A 20,517-nucleotide genomic window follows, 5' to 3' on the forward strand; every position below is an offset into this window, starting at 1 on the left:
GCTGCTGGTTATCTCATGTTGCTGTTAATTGATAACTACGACTCCTTTACCTGGAATCTGGTGCAATATTTTGGTGCGCTGGGTCAGGAGGTAGAGGTCAGACGCAATGATGAACTGACGCTGACCGATATCGAGCAGTTATCTCCCCGTTTTCTGGTTATCTCTCCCGGCCCCTGTACTCCCAACGAGGCAGGTATCTCTCTCGACGCCATCACCCATTTCGCTGGCAAGCTGCCCATTCTCGGCGTCTGCCTTGGTCATCAGTCGCTGGCGCAGGCGTTTGGTGCCCGCGTGATTCGCGCGCGTCAGGTGATGCACGGCAAGACCTCCCTCATTCGCCATCGCGGCGAAGGGGTATTCTGCGGCCTCAAGGATCCCCTGCGGGTGACCCGATATCATTCGCTGGTGGTGGAGCGCGAGACGCTGCCCGACTGCTTCGAGATCACCGCCTGGAGCGAGCATGCAGATGGCTCGTTCGACGAGATCATGGGGCTGCGCCACAAGACGCTCAACATCGAGGGCGTGCAGTTCCATCCGGAGAGTATTTTGAGCGAACAGGGCCATTTGCTACTGGCCAATTTTCTGACCCGTTCATAAAAAGTTGTGACCGCCTTCTCAATATCGAGAGAAGGCAAAAAAAATTTCTCTGACACTTTATTCACCCCCTCTCCTGCCCAAATTATCTCTTGCCAAGCCCCCCTGAGTCGTTATGCAATGCGGTTGCCTAAAATATCAGGGGCAGTCGAACATTGTTCCTTACAGGCCCTCTTGTTACAGACTTTTTACTTTATTTCTGTGATAATCCCGTCACGTTTACACGGATTTAACTTTTGGGCGGTGGATTATTCTGTCGCCGAATCGAAGGAGAGCTATATGTCAGAGTTGTTGGCAGTGACACGTGAAGTGTTTGATGAAGTGATGGTTCCCAACTATGCACCGGCCAAGATCATCCCGGTGCGTGGCGAAGGATCACGTGTCTGGGATCAGGATGGTCGCGAGTATGTCGACTTTGCCGGGGGCATCGCCGTAAACGGCCTTGGCCACTGCCATCCCAAGCTGGTCGAGGCCCTGAAAAGCCAGGGCGAGAAGCTGTGGCACCTCTCCAACGTGATGACCAACGAGCCGGCCCTGCGTCTGGCCAAGAAGCTGGTCGCCGCCACCTTTGCCGACAAGGTCTACTTCTGCAACTCCGGCGCCGAAGCGAACGAGGCCGCCCTCAAGCTGGCCCGTCGCTACGCCATCGAGAAGTTCGGTGAGCAGAAGACCCAGATCATCGCCTTCAATCAGGGCTTCCACGGTCGCACCTTCTTTACCGTCAGCGTCGGCGGTCAGGCTGCCTACTCCGATGGTTTCGGACCCAAGCCCGGTGACATCACCCACGTTCCCTACAACGATCTGGCCGCGCTGGCTGACGTGATCTCCGACAACACCTGCGCCGTGGTGATGGAACCGCTGCAGGGGGAGGGGGGCATCATTCGTCCCACCGACGAGTTTGCCAAAGGGGTGCGCGAGCTGTGCGACAAGCACAATGCCCTGCTCATCTATGACGAAGTACAGTCCGGTGTCGGTCGTACCGGCGAGCTCTACGCCTATATGGGGCTTGGCGTCACGCCGGACATCCTCACCAGCGCCAAGGCACTGGGTGGCGGTTTCCCCATCGGCGCCATGCTGACTACCAACGAAATCGCCTCTTACCTGAAAGTGGGCACTCACGGCTCTACTTACGGTGGCAACCCGCTCGCCTGTGCGGTGGCGGAAGCGGTGATCGATGTGATCAACACCCCGGAGGTGCTGGCGGGTATCAAGCAACGCGAGCAGCTGTTCCGTGATGGGCTTGAAGCCATCAATGCCAAGTACCACTGCTTCAGCGAAATCCGCGGCAAGGGGCTGCTGCTGGGCGCCGCTCTGAGCGAAGAGTACAAGGGGCGCTCGCGCGACTTCCTGTTGGCCTCCATCGATCAGGGGCTGATGGCGCTGGTTGCCGGCACCAACGTGGTTCGTTTTGCTCCTTCGCTGGTGATCCCGGAAGCGGACATCAAGGAGGGGTTGGCCCGCTTCGAGAAGGCGGTCGCCCAGGTGGTTAACGCCTGATCCAAATTGAGGTGGGGAGCCCTCCCGGCAGGAGCCGGGACCCCACCTGACGTCAATGAAAGGGAGTTGTCATTTATGTTGGTTATCCGTCCCATCGAGCAAAAAGATTTTGCCGGGCTCAAGACCTGCGCCATCGAGTCCGGCACCGGCATGACCTCGTTGCCCGTCAACGATGAGCTGCTGCAGCGCAAGATCGATGCTTCCACCCAGACTTTTTCCGACAAGCCGGCCGGCAAGGGGGACTGCCTCTACTTCTTCGTAGCCGAGGATCTCGAGACCGGCGAGATGGTAGGGACCTGCGCCATCGATGCGGCTGTTGGTCTCTCCCAGCCGTTTTACAACTACCACATCGGCAAGGTGGTGCACTCTTCGCCCAAACTCGGTATCTACAATGTGGTCGAGACGCTGACTCTCTCCAATGACTACACCGGCAATACCGAGCTTTGCACCCTGTTCCTGCGCGAATGTGCCCGCGAGGGGCTCAACGGCCGCCTGCTCTCCAAGCACCGTTTTCTCTTTATGGCCGAGCACCCGGAGCTGTTTGACGAAACCGTCTTTGCCGAGATGCGCGGCGTCTCCGATGGCAATGGCCACAGCCCCTTCTACGAGTGGCTGCAGACCCATTTCTTCTCGATGGATTTTCCCACCGTTGACTACCTTACCGGGATCGGCAAGAAGCGCTTTATCGCCGAGCTGATGCCCAAGTACCCCATCTACGTCAACTTGCTGAGCAAGGAGGCGCGCGCTGTTATCGGCCAGACCCACGAGAAGACCCGTCCGGCTATCAAGATGCTGCAGGACGAGGGATTCGTGAATCGCGGCTATGTCGATATCTTCGATGCGGGGCCGGCGGTCGAATGCGAATTGAAGAACATCCGCAGCGTGCGTCGCAGCCAGAAACTGCGAGTGCTGGTGGGCGAGCCCATCGGCGGCCGCACCCATCTGCTTTGCAACAGCCGTTTCGAACAGTACCGCGCCTGCTACGGCAATATCCGGGTCGATCTCGACAAGCACGAGGCCATCATCCCGCCCAAGATGGCGGCGGCACTCAAGGTGCAGGATGGCGACATGGTGCGGGTAGTCGACCTCGACTGAGGCAGACAGGACCAGCAAACCGATTATCAAGCAGGCAGCCGAGGCTGCCTGTCAGCGACAGGGAGTGAATGGATGAGCCAGTTAGTGCAATTTATCGACGGTCAGTGGCTTGCCGGTGAAGGCAAGCCGTTCGAGTCACGGGATCCGGCCAAAAACGAGGTGATCTGGCAGGGCGCTGCCGCCAGTGCGGCTCAGGTCGATGCGGCCGTCAAGGCTGCCCGCGCCGCCTTCTACCACTGGTCTGATATGGATCTCGAGGATCGCCTGACCATAGTGCGTCGCTATGCCGACCTGCTGGGTGAGCACAAGGAGGCGTTGGCGCTGACTATCGCCCGCGAAACCGGCAAACCGCTGTGGGAGACCCGTACCGAAGTGGCCGCCATGCAGGGCAAGATCGCCATCTCCATCCGCGCCCATGACGAGCGCACCGGGACGGTGGAAAACCCCATGCCGGGCGCCAAGGCGTTTGTCCGTCACAAGCCCCACGGTGTGGTGGCGGTCTTTGGCCCCTACAACTTCCCGGGCCATCTGCCCAACGGCCATATCGTGCCAGCGCTGATCGCGGGCAATGCCGTGGTGTTCAAACCCTCCGAGCTGACCCCCATGGTGGCGGAAGCCATGCTCAAGGTGTGGCAGGAAGCCGGGCTGCCCAAAGGAGTCATCAATCTGGTGCAGGGCGAGGTCGAGACCGGCAAGGCGCTGGCTGGCAACCCCGATATCGACGGCCTCTTCTTTACCGGCTCCTCCCGCACCGGCCATTTCCTCCACCAGCAGTTTGCCGGCCAGCCGGGCAAAATTCTGGCCCTCGAGATGGGCGGCAACAACCCGCTGATCGTGAAAGAGGTGAGTGACATCGACGGGGCCGTCCATGCCATCGTCCAGTCTGCCTTCATCACTTCAGGTCAGCGCTGCACCTGCTCGCGCCGCCTGTTTGTCGAACGCGGCGAGCGTGGCGATGCCCTGGTCAAGCGACTGGTCGAGGTGGTGGGCAAGATCAAGGTCGGCCTCTACGACGCCGCCGAACAGCCGTTTATGGGGGCAATGATCAGCGAGAAAGCGGCGATTGGCATGGTCGAAGCACAAGCCAACCTGCAACAGCTGGGCGGCGAGAGCCTGCAGGTGCTTGAGCACCTGAAAGCGGGCACCGGCTTTGTCTCCCCGGGCATCATCGACGTGACTGCGGTCAGCACGCTGCCGGACGAAGAGTACTTTGGCCCGCTTCTGCAGCTCATTCGCTATGACGATTTCGATGCGGCCATCGATCTGGCCAATGCTACCCGCTACGGCCTCTCGGCCGGTCTGCTGGGTGACAAGGAGGCGGACTGGAATCACTTCTTCAAGCGGATCCGCGCCGGCATCGTCAACTGGAACAAGCCCATTACCGGTGCTTCCAGTGCCGCGCCTTTTGGCGGTATTGGCGCTTCCGGCAACCACAGGGCGAGCGCCTACTACGCCGCTGACTACTGTGCCTATCCGGTTGCCTCCGTGGAAGACAGCAAGGCGGCTATGCCTGAGCAGCTCTCGCCGGGCCTCTTCTTCTAAACAGACAACTACAAGGGGCACCCGTCGGGGCCCCGTTTCGTACCCGCAATCAAAGGAAAGAGAGATGCAAAAGGATATCGACACCCTGTTCAGTCATCTGTGGGACAACTACATCAAGGTGACGCCGAGCGCCCTTAAAGTGCATGCCCTGCTGGGGGGCGGTGAGCCCATCATCAACGACCACATCGCCTTTCGGACCTACAACCTGCCCAAACTGGGGTTGGAGAAGCTGGCCGCCCACTTTCTGGCGCTGGGTTACGAGCAGAAGGGGGAGTATGTGTTCAAGGCGAAGAAGCTCAACGCCAAGCACTTTGAGCACAAGGATCCCGATGCTCCCAAGGTGTTTATCAGCGAGCTGAAGGTCGAAGAGCTCTCCGCAGGCGCGCAGGCCATCATCCACAAGTTGGCGGATCAGGTGCCCGAGCATCTGACCGATACCCCGGCGTTTCTCTACGCCGGTGCCCCCTGGCAGGTCTCTTACGCCGACTACCAGACCCTGCTGGCGGAGAGCGAGTATGCAGCCTGGATGGCAGCCTGGGGTTATCGTGCCAACCACTTCACGGTCAATATCAACAAGTTGAAGGACTTCGATACCATCGAACAGGTCAACGCGGCGCTCAAGGCGGCGGGTTTTGTCCTCAACAGCGTGGGTGGCGAGGTGAAGGGAGATCCGCAGGTCATGCTGGAGCAATCCTCCACCATGGCCGACAAGGCGGATGTGCCGTTCAGCGATGGGGTGCGTACCATCCCGAGCTGCTTCTATGAATTCGCCCTGCGCTACCCGCAGCCAGATGGCGTGCTCTATCCGGGCTTCGTCGAGGCGTCGGCCGACAAGATCTTCGAATCGACCAACGCCATGTAAGGGTCGGTGATCGGCACGGGTTGTGCCGTGCCACTTGGCATGAGAACGTCTCCCCTGTGGAGGCGTTTTGTTTGCAGTTGGTGGCGGCTCCCTCTCCGGTTATCAATGACTTAAGAGGAGAGGGGGTATGGGTTTTGCTGGTGTTTGGTGTGGCCGAATTGTTGATAAAAATGTGAACGAGATCACTCGATACGCCACAGATTGACGCAGGCAAGCGGGCAAAAAGGAGTAGAATGACGCTTTATTTTTGCGGGGCCAATCGATGCCTAACTATCACTTTTTCAAGCAAGGTCAGTCGCTTACCTATCTCGATGCGAATGCACCCAGCTATAGCGATGAGCGTCGACATCTGGTTGCGCAGGGTTTTGCTGCCATTGCGGCGCCCACCTTTGCGGATAGTCCGAGCAAGGCGCTGGAGTTGCTGTGCGCTCATCAGAAGCAGCATGAGTTGCATGCCGATAGCTTTACTCTCACGGTGTCTGAAGTACCTGTATCTGCGGCCTCCCTCTCGGGCAAATAGGTTGGGCAAACAGGCGCCAGCCAGATACGAGTCGGGGAGCAGACAGGCTCCCCGAAAATGATTGCAGTTGTACCCTGGCGCGGTGGCGATGTCCCTGTTATCTCGGGTGCCACTCCCCCTCAAGCACCAGCACGGTATCCATACCTGCTGCCTTGCCAGCCTCAAGCCCGATCTGGGTATCTTCAAACACCAGACAGTTGGCCGGATTGGCCCCCAGCTGTTCGGCTACCTGCAAGAAGGTGTCCGGGTGTGGCTTGTGGTTGATGACGTCATCGGCGCTCACCACCACAGAGATATAGGCATCGAGACCGGTACTCTTCAGGATCGACTCCGCCTGATTGCGCGGTGAACCGGTACCAATCCCCATCGGCACCTTGCCGTGGTAGTGCCTGACCAGCTCCCACATCCGGGGGAAGACGCTGACCTTGTCGATATGCTCCATATAGAGGGCAATCTTGCGGCGGGCGAAGGCGTCGGTATCTACCTCCAGTCCCTGCTGCTCGGCCAGCATGGCGATGATCTTGCGAGTCGGAATGCCGCCGTACTGGTAGAGCTGCTCCCGCTTGAAGGGGATGCCGAATTCGGCGCAGGTGAGCTCCCAGGCATCGAGGTGGAGGGGCATGGAATCAACCAGAGTGCCATCCATATCGAAAATCAGGGCATCGTAGTGATCAAACCGGTACTGCTCGCTCATGGGGACTCCTTGGCTAAATAGGGCAGGCTAGCAGATCAGGGACCTGGATTGTGGGATCGGCCTCATGGTTGAGGATGGCCGGCCGTGGTTTTTTCTCTCTCTTGCTGATTTGTGAGACAATAATTCGCTCAATGCCGGATCCTTTGGCATATCAGATTAGCGAGTCCTCTTATGTCCCCGAAAACCATCTTCTCGAGTGTGGCGCTGGTGATCGCACTGGGATCACTGGAAAAAAGCATCGTCACTACCCCGCTGCCCATGATTGGCGCCGAGCTGCATGCCGGTGGCGCCCTCACCTGGGTGGTCACTGCCTACCTGCTGGCGGCCACCGCCGTGCTGCCCCTCTACGGCAAGCTGAGCGATCTCTTTGGCCGGGTGCGGATGCTCAATATCGGCATCGGCCTGTTTCTGGCGGGCTCGGTGGCCTGCGCCCTCTCCCAGGATCTGCAGACCCTGCTGGCAGCGCGGGTGCTGCAAGGGCTGGGGGGTGGCGGCCTGATTGCCCTCGCGTTTACCGTGATTGCCGACACCATTCCGCCGCGGGAGGTGGGCAAGTATCAGGGCTACATTTCGGCGGTCTATGCGGTCTCCAGCATCGCCGGCCCCTTGCTCGGCGGCTACTTCACCGAGCAGCTCAGCTGGCGCTGGATCTTCTGGATCAATCTGCCGCTCGGGGCGCTGGCAGTCTTTCTCATCAACCGCAACCTCAAGCAGCTCAACGTGCGTCGCCACAGTCGCTTCGACTGGAAGGGGGCGGGTCTGCTGATTACCGTCACCACGCTCACCCTGTTGTTGCTCTCGCCGGAGGCGGCGTTACCTGCCGTCTGGCTCTCGGCGGCGCTGGGCGTTGCACTGCTGCTGCTCATTCTGATTGAACGGCGTGCCCACGACCCCATATTGCCCGCCCATCTGGCCCGGCTGCCCGGCTATCTGGTGAGCGTGCTGCTGGTGATGCTCTCCCAGTTGCTGATGTTTGCCGTGCTGGTCTATCTGCCGTTGCAGATGCAGTGGCAGAAGGGGATGAGCGCCAGCGAGAGCGGCGCCATCATGGTCATCTTCATGATTTGCATCACTGCCGGTGCCTTTGTCGGCGGCAAGCTGATTGGCCGTACCGGCCACTACAAGAGCTTTGTCGCGGTGGGCTTTGGCCTCGCGGCGGTGGCTCTGTGGCAGATCCACTTCGATGCCTGGGTCAGGCTGGCGCTCGGGTTTGCCGGTATCGGTCTCGGTCTGGTGCTGCCCGCCCTCTCCGTGGTGGTGCAGAATGCCCTGCCGCGGCAGGATCGCGGCATCGGCATGTCTCTGTTCAACTTCGGACGGGAGCTCGGCGGTGCCGTCGGCGTGGCCATTTGCTCCATGCTGTTCCACTTCCGCCTGCCAGCCGGCAGTGATGGCGATCTGAGCCGGCTCGCCCCCGATCTGCTGGCTCCGGGCTTCAGCGCGACCTATATCGGCATGGCACTGATCGCCACGCTGGCGCTGCTCATCACATTGCTGGCGTTGAAGCGCCACGAGCTGGCCTCCATCAGTGCCTGATCAGGCCTGCGCCGACATTGGCTCACCATAGATAGCATCAGGGCTCCCCGCGGGGAGCCCTGATTGTTATTTGGCGAATAGAGTGGCTGTTGCCATCAAGCCATTCGCAGATTACTCCTGCGCCTGCCCCTCCTTGCCCGCCAGCTGGCTCAGCCAGGCGAAGCGGCGGTTGGCCTCCTGCTCCGCCTCTTGATAGAGCTGGCTGGCCACCTCCGGCAGCTGACGTTCCAGCCGCTGGAAGCGGGGCTCGTGGCGCAAGGTCTCGGCCAGCGAGGCATTGGGTGCTCGTGAGTCGAGCGCCAGCGGCAGTTTGCCCTCGTCAGCGCGGCGCGGATCGAAGCGGTAGAGCGGCCAGAAGCCGGTGGCGGTCAGCTGCTTCATCTGCTCGTGGCTCTCGGCCATGTCGTAGCCATGCTCCTCGCAGGGGCTGTAGGCGATGATGAGAGAGGGGCCCGGGTAGGCTTCCGCCTCCTGAATTGCCTTCACTGTCTGGTTCATCTGGGCGCCGAGGGAGATCTGCGCCACATAGACGTGGCCATACATCATCACGCTGGCCCCGAGATCCTTGCGTGCCTTGCGTTTGCCCTGCTCGCCAAACTTGGTGATGGCACCGAGTGGCGTCGCCTTCGACTGCTGGCCGCCGGTGTTGGAGTAGCACTGGGTATCGAGCACCAGCACATTGATGTTCTCCCCCAGACTCAGCACATGGTCGAGTCCGCCAAAGCCGATGTCGTAGGCCCAGCCATCGCCGCCGATGAGCCAGACCGATTTTTCCACCAGATAGTCCGCATCGCGAGCCAGCTCTTGGGCTGCCGGGATCGGGCTCTCCTGCAGCAGCGCTCGCAACTGCTGGATATGGGCCCGCTGCTCGGAAACCGGCAGGGTGGCATCGCCGAGCGCCTCGCGCAGCGCTGCTGGTATGGTGTCGCCCAGGCTCGCCAGCAGACGGCGCACCCGCTCCCTGTGCTGATCGACGGTAAGACGGAAGCCCAGTCCGAACTCGGCGTTGTCTTCAAACAGCGAGTTGGCCCAGGCCGGCCCGCGCCCGTCGGCGTTGGTGGTGTAGGGGGTGGTAGGCAGGTTGCCGCCATAAATGGACGAGCAGCCGGTGGCGTTGGCAATCAGCAGTCGATCGCCATAGAGCTGGGTCAGCAGCTTGATGTAGGGAGTCTCGCCACAGCCGGAGCAGGCGCCCGAGTATTCAAACAGCGGCGAGATGAGCTGGGAGGTGCGAATGTCGATGCGCTCCAGCTGCTCGGCGCTGCGCTCTGGCAGATCGAGGAAGAAGTCGTAGTTGGCCTTCTGCTCGTCGAGGTGATCGAGGCGTGAAGCCATATTGATCGCCTTGCGATCCGGGTTGCTGCGATCCTTGGCCGGGCACACCTCGACGCAGAGGTTGCAGCCGGTGCAATCCTCCGGCGCCACCTGCAGCACGTACTGCTGGCCGCGCATATCACGGGATTTCACATCCAGCGCATCCAGGGTAGCGGGAGCCGCGGCCAGCGCATCCGCTTCCACCACCTTGGCGCGAATGGCCGAGTGGGGACAGGCGGCGACACAGTAGTTGCACTGGGTGCAGAGCTCCGCCTCCCAGATGGGGATCTCCTTGGCGATGTTGCGCTTCTCCCAGCGGGTGGTGCCGACCGGCCAGGTGCCATCCGGCGGGAAGGCGGAGACCGGCAGGTTGTCCCCCTGCCCCGCCAGCATGGCGGCGGTGACGGTCTGGACAAAATCGGGGGCCTTGGCGGAAACCACCGGCGGGCGGGGGCGGCTGGCGGGATCCAGTTCACCCAGCGGCACCCGGGTCAGGGCGGCGCAGGTTGCCTCCAGTGCCATCCAGTTGCGCTCGAGCAGTGTCTGCCCCTTGTTGCCATAGCTGGTGGCGATGGCTTGCTTCAGCAGGCTGGTCGCCTCTGCGGGGGGAATGATGGCGCTGAGCTGGAAGAAGGCCATCTGCATCACGGTATTGATGCGGTTGCCGAGCCGGCAGTCGCGGGCAATTTTGGCGGCGTTGATGATGTAGAAACGCGCCTCTTTCTCGCGCAGGGCATGCTGCACCTCGCTGGGGAGGCGCTGCCAGATCTCCGCTTCGCTGTAGGGGGTGTTGAGCAGGAAGATTCCGCCCGCTTTCAAGCGTTCCGCCATCCGGTACTTGTCGACAAACTGCCACTGATGGCAGCCGATAAAGTCCGCCTCTTCCACCAGATAGGCCGACTGCAGCGGCCGCTCGCCCACCCGCAGGTGAGAGACGGTGAGGCCGCCCGCCTTCTTGGAGTCGTAGACGAAATAGCCCTGCGGATAGAGGTCGGTGTGGTTGCCGAGGATCTTGATGCTGTTCTTGGCCGCCGAGACGGTGCCATCGCTGCCAAGGCCGTAGAAGAGCGCCTCCAGCTTGTGTTGCTGGCTGTGGATCGGGCTTTGCGAATCCAGCGCGGGCAGTGGTAGCGAGAGACCTGTGATGTCATCGAAGATGCCGACGGTAAAGCGCGGGCGGGGGTTCTCTTGCGCCAGTTCGGCAAACACCGCCAGCGCGCAGGCGGGGCCGAACTCTTTGGAGGAGAGGCCATAGCGACCGCCGATAACCCGCGGCAGGCTTGCCCGCTCGCCCCGGCTGACCGCTTCGGCCAGCGCCGTCATCACGTCGAGATAGAGGGGCTCGGCCTGTGCGCCCGGCTCCTTGGTGCGATCCAGCACGGCGATGGAGCGGGCACTCTCGGGAATCGCGGCCAACAGGTGCCCGGCCGAGAAGGGGCGGAACAGCCGCACCTTCACCAGACCTACCTTCTCCCCTTGGGCCAGCAGGCGCTCGATCACCTCTTCACAGGTGCCGATGGCTGAGCCCATCAGCACCACAATCCGCTCCGCCTGCGGGTGGCCGACATATTCAAATGGCCGGTAGTGGCGGCCGGTCTGCTCGCCAAAAGCCTGCATCGCCTCGCTCACATGGCCATAGGCGGCGTCATACCAGGGGTTGCTCGCCTCCCGGCACTGGAAGTAGGTGTCCGGGTTGGCGGCAGTGCCGCGAATGACCGGTTTGTCGGGGGTGAGCGCCCGGTCACGATGGGCTCGGATGGCCTCTGCGGGCAGCAGGGCACGCAGGGTGTCGTCAGCGAGCGGCGCTATCTTGGCGATCTCGTGAGAGGTACGAAAGCCGTCGAAGAAGTGGATAAAGGGGAGGCGGCTGTTGAGGCTCGCTATCTGGGAGATCAGGGCAAAGTCCTGCGCCTCCTGCACATTGCTGGCACAGAGCATGGCACAGCCGGTCTGGCGCACCGCCATCACGTCCGAGTGATCGCCAAAGATAGATAGCGCGTGGGTCGCCACGGTGCGCGCCGCCACATGGAGCACGAAGGGGATGAGCTGACCCGCCAGCTTGTAGAGGTTGGGGATCATCAGCAGCAAACCCTGCGACGAGGTAAACGAGGTCGCCAGCGCGCCGGTCTGCAGGGCGCCGTGGACGGCGGCGATGGCGCCCCCTTCCGACTGCATCTCGACAACCCGGGGCACATCCCCCCAAAGGTTTTTGCCCCGCTCGCTCGACCAGGCCGACGACTGCTCAGCCATGGCCGAGCTGGGGGTGATGGGGTAGATGGCGATGACTTCGCTGGTGCGGTACGCCACCGAGGCGACTGCGTTATTCCCGTCTGTGGTGATCATGTGTTTTCCACTTTGCTATGCCAGTTTGAAGGCCGATAGTTGCATCGGCAATGGATAGGTCGCTGGCATAGTAAGAGGGGCAATGAGAGCGTATCAAACGGGATAAATAATCAATTAATAAGTCAGTAATAGTGGTTAATTTAATCCCACCGCGTGGGTGCATGATTTTCTGCTGACAGCAAACGGGAGGTGGCTGACGGGCCATTGACATGGCCCGTCAGCACGGGGTTAACCCTGCTCCACTTGCAGCCAGATGGCGCACTGATAAGGGGCGAAGAGCTGCATCGGTTCGCTTGGGTAATTGGCCAGCAGCAACCGCATCTCGTCTGCCACCTTGTCGAAGTGGGGCATCGGCAAGGGGTTCGCCGTGAGATTAGCGAGCAGCAGCAGGGTGTGCCGCTCTCCGCTGGCCGGATCCTGCCAGTGGCGGCGATAGCCGATGCGCTCGGGATCATCCCCATCCAGCAGTTCAAAATTGCCGTAGCGAACGACCGGGTGAGCCTTGCGCAGGGCGATGAGCTGGCGATAGCAGTGAAACGGCGAGTCGGGGCGGGCCAGCTGCTCGTCAGCATTTATCTCGACGTGGTTGGCATTGAGGGCAATCCAGGGCGTGGCCGTACTGAATCCGGTGTGGGGGCCGGCGTCCCACTGCATCGGGGTGCGGGCATTGTCGCGGCCGATGGCATCGAGCCGCCGACTCAGCTCGGCAGGAGCCAGCCCTGACTGGCTGGCGCGGTAGTTGATGGCTTCCACATCGCGCAGCTCGCCCGGCTGCCAGTGGCGGTTGGTCATGGCGAGCTCCTCCCCCTGATAGATGAAGGGGGTGCCCTGCATCATGTGCAGCACCATGGCCCACAGCCTGGCGCTGGTTTCCCGCCACTCAGGCCTGTCATCGCCAAAGCGGGAGACGGCGCGAGGCAGGTCGTGGTTGCCGAGAAACAGGCTGTTCCAGCCACGTCCGTGCAGCCCTTGCTGGTGGCGGGCCATGGCTCGCTTGAAGGCGAGGGGATCAAAGCGGGATGACCACTTGTCACTGCCGAGCCCCAGATGCTCGAAGTTGAACACCATGCTGAACTCGCTGCCATCGTGGTTCGAATAGTTCTGCATATGGGCGAGATCGGCCCCCCAGGTCTCCCCCACCGTAATGATCCCCTTGCCGCCGAAGCTCGCGGCATTGAGCTCGCGGATATAGTCGTGCAGGCGCGGGCCGTTGCTCATGGCAAGCCGGTCCCACTCCTTGCTCACCATGTCGATCACATCGAAGCGAAATCCCTTGATCCCTTTGCCCAGCCAGAAGTTGATCACCTCTGCCATTTCGGCACGCACATCAGGGTTGTCCCAGTCCAGATCGGCCTGACTGGGATCGAAGTTGTGCAGGTAGTAGCGATCAAGCGCTGGCACATACTGCCAGCCGCTGCCGCCAAAAATCGAGGTAATGGGGTGAGCATCGACAAAGGCTTGATCCCGGAATACGTAATAACCCTGATAACGGGGATCCCCGGCCAGTGCCTTCATAAACCACTCGTGCTCGGTGGAGGTGTGGTTGGCAACGATATCCATCATGATGCCGATGCCGTGGGCGGCCGCTTCGGCGATCAGCTGCTCCATCTCGGTCAGGGTGCCGAAGGCGGGGTCGATGGCACGGTAGTCCGCCACGTCATAGCCGTTGTCCCGCTTGGGGGATCGATAGATGGGGGTGAGCCAGAGCATATCGACCCCGAGGGTGGCCAGATAACCGAGGCGCTGACGGATGCCGTTGATGTCGCCCAGTCCGTCGCCATCGCTGTCCTGAAAACTCATGGGGTAGATCTGGTAGATGACACAGCTATCGAGGTCGATATCGGGCGTGTGAAGGGAGTGCGTATTCATCAGCTTGGCCGATTGGGGGAGAAGATTTTCTATCTTACGCAGATGAGCTGCTACTCGACAGGGCAGGGGAAACCTTGAAAAGGGTTCCATAGTTGGCTGATTGCCAAAAGTGCGGGAAGGGTCACAAAGGTGCCATCCCAAGCCACGGTAGTGGTCGGGATGGCATGGCACTTAGCGCTGATGCTATGCAGGAAACAAGTTATTGAGCAGCTTTGGCCTGCTCGCTGCGCTGCTCCTGCTGCCGTTCGGTCTGGGCTTCCAGCTCCTTGCCGAGGAAGTAGTTCAGGAAGGTGCGGATCACCGCGATGATGGCAAGGCGGATCAGCTCCTCCTTGCTTGGCGCGACCGTGGTGGCCAGGATGTCGGCGGCGAGCTGGAACTCCAGCGCCAAGATGAGCCAACTGCCGAAACAGAGGCGAATGCGCGGAAAGCCCGGTTCGTGATCCTCCATCCGTGCCGCCAGCCAGAGGGTCTTGCCAAGCCCTATCACCACACAGGCGATGGAGATGATCTCCAGCAGCAGCTGGAACAGCTCGACCCCGTGCATCATCCCTTCTCTCAGGCTCGCTATCTCAAACACTCGGGTCACCTCCATGATTCAAAAGAGGACACTATTAACATATCGCTCGGCAAAGGCCAAATCAGAGTCTCCTGATAAACAGTGAGAGCTGTTCAATGAGCTGACGCGCAGCGGGGCTGACTCCGGCCAGTTGGAAGAAGCCGTGTATAACCCCCAGTTGCCGCTGACAGGTGGTTGTGACACCGGCTTGCAGCAGTTTGCGATAGAGGGCTTCCCCTTCATCGCGCAGCGGATCATATTCCGCCGTTATGATATGGGTCGGTGGTAATCCTGATAGGTCGGAATAGTGGAGCGGGCTGGCTTCGGGATGAGTGGCGGGTAGCTCGCCCAGATAGGCGTGAAAACCGCTTAACAGCATGTCGCGGGTGATGAGGTAGTCATCCCCTAGCTGCCGATAGCTGTCACTGTCGCCCGCAGCATCGAGCATCGGATAGATGAGCAGTTGGGCTGCAGGCAAAGGGGCGCCTTGCTCCTTGAGTCGCAATGTTGTGATCAGGGCGATGTGCCCGCCGGCACTGTCGCCCGCAAGGAGAATCCGTGCCGGATCCCCATGCCATTTCTCCACATCGGCCATGATGGCGAGCGTAGCAGCCAGTGCGTCGTCGTGTGCTGCAGGATAGGTGTGTTCAGGGGCAAGGCGGGTATGTACCGCGAACACCAGTGCCTCGGCGCGATTACACAGCATGCGCATCTGGCGGTCGTGGGTGTCGAACTCGCCACTGACAAAACAGCCGCCATGAAAGTAGATCAGGGCCGGACGGCTTGCACTTGAGGTGGACGCTGGCTGATAGAGGCGAATGGAATAATGGCCATGTTGCCACTCTTCGATAGCGCCAACCTCCTCCCGTTCACCGCCCAAGATGGCCGAAGCAAGATAGCCTTCACGTCGCGCCTGCCAGCTCAGGCTACTCGCCTTGGGGCGGCCTGCAGCGATGAACTCCGCCACCATGGCCGCAATGGCCGGTTCAAGTTGTATATCCATAACGCACCAATAACTGTATATAAAAACAGTTATTTTGCGCCTTTAGCCAGAGAGCGCAACCGGTGTTAGCTGAGGCAGCTCACAAAATCATGCTTCAAGCAGCTGAAATTCAATCACATAGAGCGGCGGCAGAGCGGGGTAGATATCGCGGATTACCTGTTTGAGCTCGGGGAGGGTCATGTTCTCCTGACGGGCGTGTTCGTCATTGAGCTCATTGAAGGCTACAGCATTGACGGAGAGCACCTCGATGGTGCCAAAGGGCTGGTGTTCCGGGTTGGTGAACAGCGCCAGCCGCTGGCCGGGCTGCCAGTTGGCCTCGCTCTCGTCGCGGATGGTGATGGTCTTGCGGCCCGCCTGAATGTCGGCAACGAAGCGGCTGAAGAAGGTGAACTCTGGATAGGTGTGAGTAGACATGGTGACTCCTGACAGGGTGAATCGAAATGGGATGAATGGAAATCAAAGGTCGAGATAGGCGCGCAGCCTGGTCAGATCGGCGATAACGGGGCCGTCGCTGCCGTCGGCAACTATGCCCTGTTCAACCAGCTCCTTGAGGGCGCGGCGGTAAACCCGCTCTGTGGTGCCGAAGCGCGCCGCCTCGTGGGCCCGCTTGCGTGACCCCAGCATGGGGGTGCGCTGGCGTTCTCGCCACAACTCATAGGCGATGTTGTAGGCGATGGGGTGGAGCAGTCGGCTGGTGGTGATCTCCAGCGTATCGAGATAGTCGCTGGCAAGCGCCGCGGCGAAGAAGAGGGTCAGCTCTGGCTCGGCCAGCAGGCGCTGGGCCAGCTTGTCGGCACAGATGACCCGGGCGTCGAGTTCGGTCTCGGCCACCACGTTCCACTGCACCGGGGTGGCGCTGAAGAACTCCATTTCGCCGAAGATCTGGCTGTGACACTCAATCTCGCCGAGCTGGAAGATGCGGCCCGAGTGGACGGCGCTATTGAGGGAGACCCGCCCTGCGCCCACCAGATAGAGCTGCTCGCTCAGCACCCCCTGCCGCATGATGGATTCGCCCGGCAGGTAGCGACGCAGAAACAGGGTGCACGCTTCCAGCGCCGCGGCAAAGCGGGGTTCCAGTTTGGCGAGTTCGGCGTGAAAACGACCGAGGGGATAGGGCTGTTGCTGCATGACGTACCTGTCGCACCGATGACGAGGGCCATGAGGCTAACAAGAGCGCGGGCCGGATACCAGCCCGCCTCCTGTCGAATGTGCCGTGATTAACGGTTTGCGGGTTATTGCACCAGGGCGTGGAGGGCGGCGGCGATGGCGTTTCGCTCGCCGTTCATCATGGCCTGCTCGGCGTTGGCGTACTCATTGACCCCATCCTGCACATCCTGCTCGAACAGCACCACGTTGCAGAGCACGGTGGCAACCCGCACCTTGCGCAGGCGCCCCACGGCAAGCAGGGAGGCGGTCTCCATGTCTGCGCCCAGCACGCCACGGGCATGCCAGTAGCGGCACACCTCCTGCTCATCATCCCTATAGAAGCTGTCGTGGGAGCGCACCAGCCCGTGCCAATGAGGTTGGCCGCTGGCCGCCACCTGATTGAGCAGGGCGGCTTGCAGCCAGATGTCGGCACAGGCGGGGTACTCGGCGGGCAGATAGGCCTGCGAGGCCCCCTCATTGCGTACCGCCCCTTCCACCACGATAAGGTCGCCAAGACCGATGTCGTGCTGCAGGGCACCGGCCGAGCCGACCCGAATAAGCGAGCGGGCACCGGCCTGCACCAGCTCCTCCAGCGCTATGATGGCCGAGGCGCCGCCGATGCCGGTGCTGCAAACCGTGATGGGCACTCCCTGATAACGGCCGTTGATGAGACGAAACTCCCGGTGCTGGCCCAGGACTTCGCACTCGTCGAGCTGGCTGGCGATACGATCAACCCGGGCCGGGTCGCCGCACAGCACCACCCGCTCGGCAATCTGGTCGGGGCGGCACTGGAGATGGGGTAGCAGCGTCATGGCTTATACCCCCTGTGGCTGGCGCTTGGCGGCAATCACCCAGAGGCGTGTGCCGTTGGCGGCGATAAAGAGCAGGATCAGGTATTCGAGCGACATGGCGTAGACACCCTGCGCCGCATAGATACCGATGCTGATGATGTTGATGACCACCCAGAGGATCCAGTTCTCCACATATTTGCGGGTCATCAGGATCTGGGCGACCACCGAGAGCACCGTCATGGTGGCATCCCAGAACGGGAAGGCATCGGGGGAGGGCTCGGGAGTGGCAAGTCCGGCACCAAACAGGTTGAGCAACGCGACCGAGGTGCGCGCCAGCGCCGCGAATACCGGGTCGATATAGCGGGCCAGCAGGGCGATGGCCAGCACGCTCACCAAGGCAGTGACGATGAGCTTGGATTTGCTGAGCCAGCGGATCTGCAGGGTATCCCCCTGCTCGTTGGCGGGGCGGGTCCAGGCGTACCAGCCGTAGAGGTTGGCGCAGAAGAAGAACAGCTGCAGGAGCAAAAGCCCGTAGAGCTGGATCTGGAAGAAGATGATGGCAAACAGGGTGACGTTGATAAGACCGAACAGGTAGTTGATGGTCTTCTCCTGACTGGCGAACCAGATGCAGGCCAGCCCGAACAGGGTACCGATGGCTTCAATCCACGACATGGCGTAGCCGCCGCCCAGCGGGATGGTCACTAGCGTGTTATTGATGCTGAACAGCTCGAATATGCTCATTTTCTGATCCTTGGCATGGAGGTAGTGCGAGGGTGCCATTCTAGGTGGTGCGGCAGCTGCCGGGCAGGACTTTTGTCCCCCCTGTGCTTGGCACACATCAAAGAAATCCAATCCGATGACCGCCTATTCAAGCGCTGATGGGTTATGGTGCGATAGCTGGCCGGACTTTATTGATATGTAACAAGACCATAGCCTCATGGCTGTGGTCTGATAGAGTCCACTCTCCGGGAGGAGAATCATGTTGTAAAAGGAGGTTTCATTGAATTCCGAGCTTGTCTGGGTGCTCTCTCTGCTGGCGGGTGCCATCTATCTCTTCATGACCAATAAAGTCCGGATGGACGTGGTCGCCCTGTTGATCATCATCCTCTTTGTGCTGAGCGGCACCCTCACTCTGCCGGAGGCGCTGGCGGGTTTCAGCGATCCCAACGTTATTCTGATTGCCGCCCTGTTCGTGGTCGGGGATGGGTTGGTGCGAACCGGTATCGCCTATCAGGTGGGGGATGCGCTGGTGAAGGTGGCGGGCAGCAGCGAGACCAAACTGCTGGTGCTGCTGATGGTGGCGGTGGCGACGCTGGGGGCGGTGATGAGCAGCACCGGGGTAGTGGCCATTTTCATCCCGGTGGTGCTGAGCGTGGCGAACCGGATGGGGATCCCGGCTGGTCGGCTGATGATGCCGCTCGGTTTTGCCGGGCTTATCAGTGGCATGATGACGCTGGTGGCCACCCCCCCCAACATGGTGGTCAACAGTGAACTGATGCGTCATGGCATTCATGGCTTCACCTTTTTCAGCTTTACACCGCTCGGCGCCCTGATCCTGCTGTGCGGGATTGTCTACATGCTGCTGGTACGCGGCTCCCTGGTGGGCGAGGGGGAAGAGGGCAAAGGCAAGCAGAGCGGACGCCGAACCTTTCGCGACCTTATCCGCGACTATCGACTTACCGGCCGGGCTCGCCGGTTGGCGCTGCGGCCCGATTCACCGCTGATTGGCCATACCCTGGATGAGTTGCAACTGCGCGCCCGCTATGGCGCCCACGTCATCGGGGTAGAGCGCTGGCGCAAGTTTCGTCGAGTGATGGTGCCGGTCTCGGGGATCAGTGAATTTCAGGCCAGGGATGTGCTGCTGATCGACATGTCCGATCCCGAGATTGACATTCGCGAGTTTTGCAGCGAGGCGCGGCTCGAACCGATGATCCTGCGCGGCGAATACTTCTCCGATCAGGCGCGGGAGGTGGGGATGGCCGAGGTGTCGCTTATTCCCGAGTCGAGCCTGCTTGGTAAAACCGTGCGCGAGGTGACCTTCCGCTCCACCTACGGTTTGAGCGTGGTGGGGCTGCGCCGGGATGGCGAGACGATGGGTGGCAAGCTGGTGGATGAGCCGCTGCAGATGGGGGATACCCTGCTGGTGGTGGGCAACTGGAGTCATATCCGGCTGCTGCAAACCCACAGCCGTGACTTTCTGCTGATGGGGCTGCCGGCCGAGGTAGACGAGATGGCGCCAGCGCGCAGCCAGGCCATTCACGCCCTCATCTGCCTCGGGGTGATGATCCTGCTGATGGTGACCGACCCGGTGCCCAACGTCATTGCCGCGCTGATCGCCTGTCTGCTGATGGGCAAGTTTCGCTGCATCGACATGGAGAGCGCCTACAAGTCGATCCACTGGCCGACCCTGATCCTGATTGTCGGCATGTTGCCCTTCGCGCTGGCGCTGCAAAAAACCGGCGGGGTGGATCTCATCGTGGGCGGGTTGATGAGCGCAGTGGGGGAGATGGGGCCGCGAGTGATGCTGGCCAGCCTGTTTGCTCTCTGCGCCGTGATCGGTTTGTTCATCTCCAACACGGCGACGGCGGTATTGATGGCGCCGATTGCCTTGGGCACGGCGCAGCAGATGGGGGTATCGCCCTATCCGTTTGCCATGACCATCGCCATCGCCGCCTCGGCCGCCTTCATGACGCCGGTCTCGTCACCGGTGAATACCCTGGTTCTGGGGCCGGGCAACTACAAGTTCGCCGACTTTATCCGTATCGGCGTGCCCTTCACCCTGCTGGTGATGGCGGTGAGCGTGGTGGCCATTCCCTGGTTCTTCCCGTTCTGACCATTCGAGGCAAATAGGTGTTTATCTGGCGGCCTGTGGGCCGCTTTTTTGTGGGCAAGTGAAAGCCGTATTGAGAAGATCGGGAAGGGGGGGCCGCAGGAAAGTGGGCAAAAAGAGGCAAATTTCAGAGACAAAAAAACCAGCATAAAGCTGGTCTGTTTGGTACTTCGTTCAATGGTGCGGAAGGAGAGACTCGAACTCTCACGCCTAGGGCGCCAGAACCTAAATCTGGTGCGTCTACCAATTTCGCCACTTCCGCAAATTGATGGTGGCTATGACGGGATTCGAACCTGTGACCCCCGCATTATGAGTGCGATGC

At 60.9% G+C, this 20,517-nt stretch carries 17 protein-coding genes and 1 tRNA gene; 8 read left to right on the top strand and 10 right to left on the bottom strand.

Features of this window, described 5'->3' with window-relative positions:
• The first annotated feature begins 15 nt into the window (after positions 1-15).
• From AAHA39_RS14770 to AAHA39_RS14795, 6 genes are all read left to right on the top strand, one after another.
• A complete protein-coding gene (locus AAHA39_RS14770; protein ID WP_320657251.1) occupies positions 16-597 on the top strand; it encodes an aminodeoxychorismate synthase component II in 582 nt (193 codons plus the stop codon).
• 276 nt (positions 598-873) lie between these two features.
• Positions 874-2,091: an aspartate aminotransferase family protein gene (locus tag AAHA39_RS14775; RefSeq protein ID WP_041210025.1), complete on the top strand. Its 1,218-nt coding sequence runs from the start codon at positions 874-876 to the stop codon at positions 2,089-2,091.
• Between the two features lie 75 nt (positions 2,092-2,166).
• The gene (gene astA / locus AAHA39_RS14780) at positions 2,167-3,186 is read left to right on the top strand and encodes an arginine N-succinyltransferase (protein WP_043850131.1); all 1,020 of its coding nucleotides are present in this window, start codon (positions 2,167-2,169) and stop codon (positions 3,184-3,186) included.
• Positions 3,187-3,258: 72 nt separating this feature from the next.
• Positions 3,259-4,728, top strand: coding sequence for a succinylglutamate-semialdehyde dehydrogenase (astD, locus tag AAHA39_RS14785; protein WP_320657250.1), 1,470 nt, complete (start codon positions 3,259-3,261; stop codon positions 4,726-4,728).
• A 64-nt stretch (positions 4,729-4,792) separates the two neighbouring features.
• Entirely contained in the window at positions 4,793-5,590 is a 798-nt protein-coding gene (locus AAHA39_RS14790; RefSeq protein ID WP_071913116.1) for a DUF1338 domain-containing protein, read from the top strand.
• A gap of 262 nt (positions 5,591-5,852) precedes the next feature.
• Positions 5,853-6,110 (top strand): hypothetical protein, encoded by a 258-nt coding sequence (locus AAHA39_RS14795; protein ID WP_320657249.1) that lies wholly within the window; start codon positions 5,853-5,855, stop codon positions 6,108-6,110.
• A 97-nt stretch (positions 6,111-6,207) separates the two neighbouring features.
• Here AAHA39_RS14795 and AAHA39_RS14800 read toward each other — a convergent pair whose 3' ends face one another.
• Positions 6,208-6,804 (bottom strand): HAD family hydrolase, encoded by a 597-nt coding sequence (locus AAHA39_RS14800; protein WP_041210029.1) that lies wholly within the window; start codon positions 6,802-6,804, stop codon positions 6,208-6,210.
• Between the two features lie 171 nt (positions 6,805-6,975).
• On the opposite strand from AAHA39_RS14800, the gene AAHA39_RS14805 reads away from it, so the two are divergent.
• Positions 6,976-8,340: an MDR family MFS transporter gene (locus AAHA39_RS14805; RefSeq protein WP_042029753.1), complete on the top strand. Its 1,365-nt coding sequence runs from the start codon at positions 6,976-6,978 to the stop codon at positions 8,338-8,340.
• A 111-nt stretch (positions 8,341-8,451) separates the two neighbouring features.
• Here the strand turns inward: AAHA39_RS14805 and nifJ are convergent, their stop codons facing one another.
• From nifJ to pnuC, 8 genes are all read right to left on the bottom strand, one after another.
• A complete protein-coding gene (gene nifJ, locus AAHA39_RS14810) occupies positions 8,452-11,997 on the bottom strand; it encodes a pyruvate:ferredoxin (flavodoxin) oxidoreductase (RefSeq protein ID WP_342690023.1) in 3,546 nt (1,181 codons plus the stop codon).
• Between the two features lie 228 nt (positions 11,998-12,225).
• Entirely contained in the window at positions 12,226-13,866 is a 1,641-nt protein-coding gene (locus AAHA39_RS14815) for an alpha-glucosidase (protein ID WP_320656631.1), read from the bottom strand.
• A gap of 199 nt (positions 13,867-14,065) precedes the next feature.
• Positions 14,066-14,446: a DUF1622 domain-containing protein gene (locus AAHA39_RS14820; protein ID WP_033115688.1), complete on the bottom strand. Its 381-nt coding sequence runs from the start codon at positions 14,444-14,446 to the stop codon at positions 14,066-14,068.
• 61 nt (positions 14,447-14,507) lie between these two features.
• The gene (locus AAHA39_RS14825; protein ID WP_320656632.1) at positions 14,508-15,428 is read right to left on the bottom strand and encodes an alpha/beta hydrolase; all 921 of its coding nucleotides are present in this window, start codon (positions 15,426-15,428) and stop codon (positions 14,508-14,510) included.
• An 87-nt stretch (positions 15,429-15,515) separates the two neighbouring features.
• Positions 15,516-15,842, bottom strand: a complete 327-nt coding sequence (gene yqfB / locus AAHA39_RS14830; RefSeq protein ID WP_320656633.1) for a N(4)-acetylcytidine aminohydrolase — start codon at positions 15,840-15,842, stop codon at positions 15,516-15,518.
• A 42-nt stretch (positions 15,843-15,884) separates the two neighbouring features.
• Positions 15,885-16,556, bottom strand: coding sequence for a Crp/Fnr family transcriptional regulator (locus AAHA39_RS14835; RefSeq protein WP_320656634.1), 672 nt, complete (start codon positions 16,554-16,556; stop codon positions 15,885-15,887).
• Between the two features lie 104 nt (positions 16,557-16,660).
• Complete coding sequence (locus AAHA39_RS14840) at positions 16,661-17,386, bottom strand: nucleoside phosphorylase (RefSeq protein ID WP_320656635.1); 726 nt, start codon at positions 17,384-17,386, stop codon at positions 16,661-16,663.
• A 3-nt stretch (positions 17,387-17,389) separates the two neighbouring features.
• Positions 17,390-18,106, bottom strand: coding sequence for a nicotinamide riboside transporter PnuC (pnuC, locus tag AAHA39_RS14845; RefSeq protein ID WP_320656636.1), 717 nt, complete (start codon positions 18,104-18,106; stop codon positions 17,390-17,392).
• A 259-nt stretch (positions 18,107-18,365) separates the two neighbouring features.
• Here pnuC and AAHA39_RS14850 point away from each other — a divergent pair, with 259 nt between their 5' ends.
• Positions 18,366-20,198 (top strand): SLC13 family permease, encoded by a 1,833-nt coding sequence (locus tag AAHA39_RS14850; protein WP_182925993.1) that lies wholly within the window; start codon positions 18,366-18,368, stop codon positions 20,196-20,198.
• Positions 20,199-20,373: 175 nt separating this feature from the next.
• On the opposite strand, the gene AAHA39_RS14855 is transcribed toward AAHA39_RS14850, so the two are convergent.
• Positions 20,374-20,457: transfer RNA gene (locus AAHA39_RS14855), tRNA-Leu, on the bottom strand.
• Between the last annotated feature and the right edge of the window lie 60 nt (positions 20,458-20,517).

This window comes from Aeromonas sp. SE22 (genome assembly GCF_038739755.1).
Lineage (GTDB): Bacteria > Pseudomonadota > Gammaproteobacteria > Enterobacterales > Aeromonadaceae > Aeromonas > Aeromonas jandaei.

What these genes read in the sequence shown, in the direction of transcription:
- AAHA39_RS14770 (WP_320657251.1), top strand. Translation starts at nt 16, where the DNA reads ATGTTGCTGTTAATTGATAACTACGACTCCTTTACCTGGAATCTGGTG.
- AAHA39_RS14775 (WP_041210025.1), top strand. Translation starts at nt 874, where the DNA reads ATGTCAGAGTTGTTGGCAGTGACACGTGAAGTGTTTGATGAAGTGATG.
- astA (WP_043850131.1), top strand. Translation starts at nt 2,167, where the DNA reads ATGTTGGTTATCCGTCCCATCGAGCAAAAAGATTTTGCCGGGCTCAAG.
- astD (WP_320657250.1), top strand. Translation starts at nt 3,259, where the DNA reads ATGAGCCAGTTAGTGCAATTTATCGACGGTCAGTGGCTTGCCGGTGAA.
- AAHA39_RS14790 (WP_071913116.1), top strand. Translation starts at nt 4,793, where the DNA reads ATGCAAAAGGATATCGACACCCTGTTCAGTCATCTGTGGGACAACTAC.
- AAHA39_RS14795 (WP_320657249.1), top strand. Translation starts at nt 5,853, where the DNA reads ATGCCTAACTATCACTTTTTCAAGCAAGGTCAGTCGCTTACCTATCTC.
- AAHA39_RS14800 (WP_041210029.1), bottom strand. Translation starts at nt 6,804, where the DNA reads ATGAGCGAGCAGTACCGGTTTGATCACTACGATGCCCTGATTTTCGAT.
- AAHA39_RS14805 (WP_042029753.1), top strand. Translation starts at nt 6,976, where the DNA reads ATGTCCCCGAAAACCATCTTCTCGAGTGTGGCGCTGGTGATCGCACTG.
- nifJ (WP_342690023.1), bottom strand. Translation starts at nt 11,997, where the DNA reads ATGATCACCACAGACGGGAATAACGCAGTCGCCTCGGTGGCGTACCGC.
- AAHA39_RS14815 (WP_320656631.1), bottom strand. Translation starts at nt 13,866, where the DNA reads ATGAATACGCACTCCCTTCACACGCCCGATATCGACCTCGATAGCTGT.
- AAHA39_RS14825 (WP_320656632.1), bottom strand. Translation starts at nt 15,428, where the DNA reads ATGGATATACAACTTGAACCGGCCATTGCGGCCATGGTGGCGGAGTTC.
- yqfB (WP_320656633.1), bottom strand. Translation starts at nt 15,842, where the DNA reads ATGTCTACTCACACCTATCCAGAGTTCACCTTCTTCAGCCGCTTCGTT.
- AAHA39_RS14835 (WP_320656634.1), bottom strand. Translation starts at nt 16,556, where the DNA reads ATGCAGCAACAGCCCTATCCCCTCGGTCGTTTTCACGCCGAACTCGCC.
- AAHA39_RS14840 (WP_320656635.1), bottom strand. Translation starts at nt 17,386, where the DNA reads ATGACGCTGCTACCCCATCTCCAGTGCCGCCCCGACCAGATTGCCGAG.
- pnuC (WP_320656636.1), bottom strand. Translation starts at nt 18,106, where the DNA reads ATGAGCATATTCGAGCTGTTCAGCATCAATAACACGCTAGTGACCATC.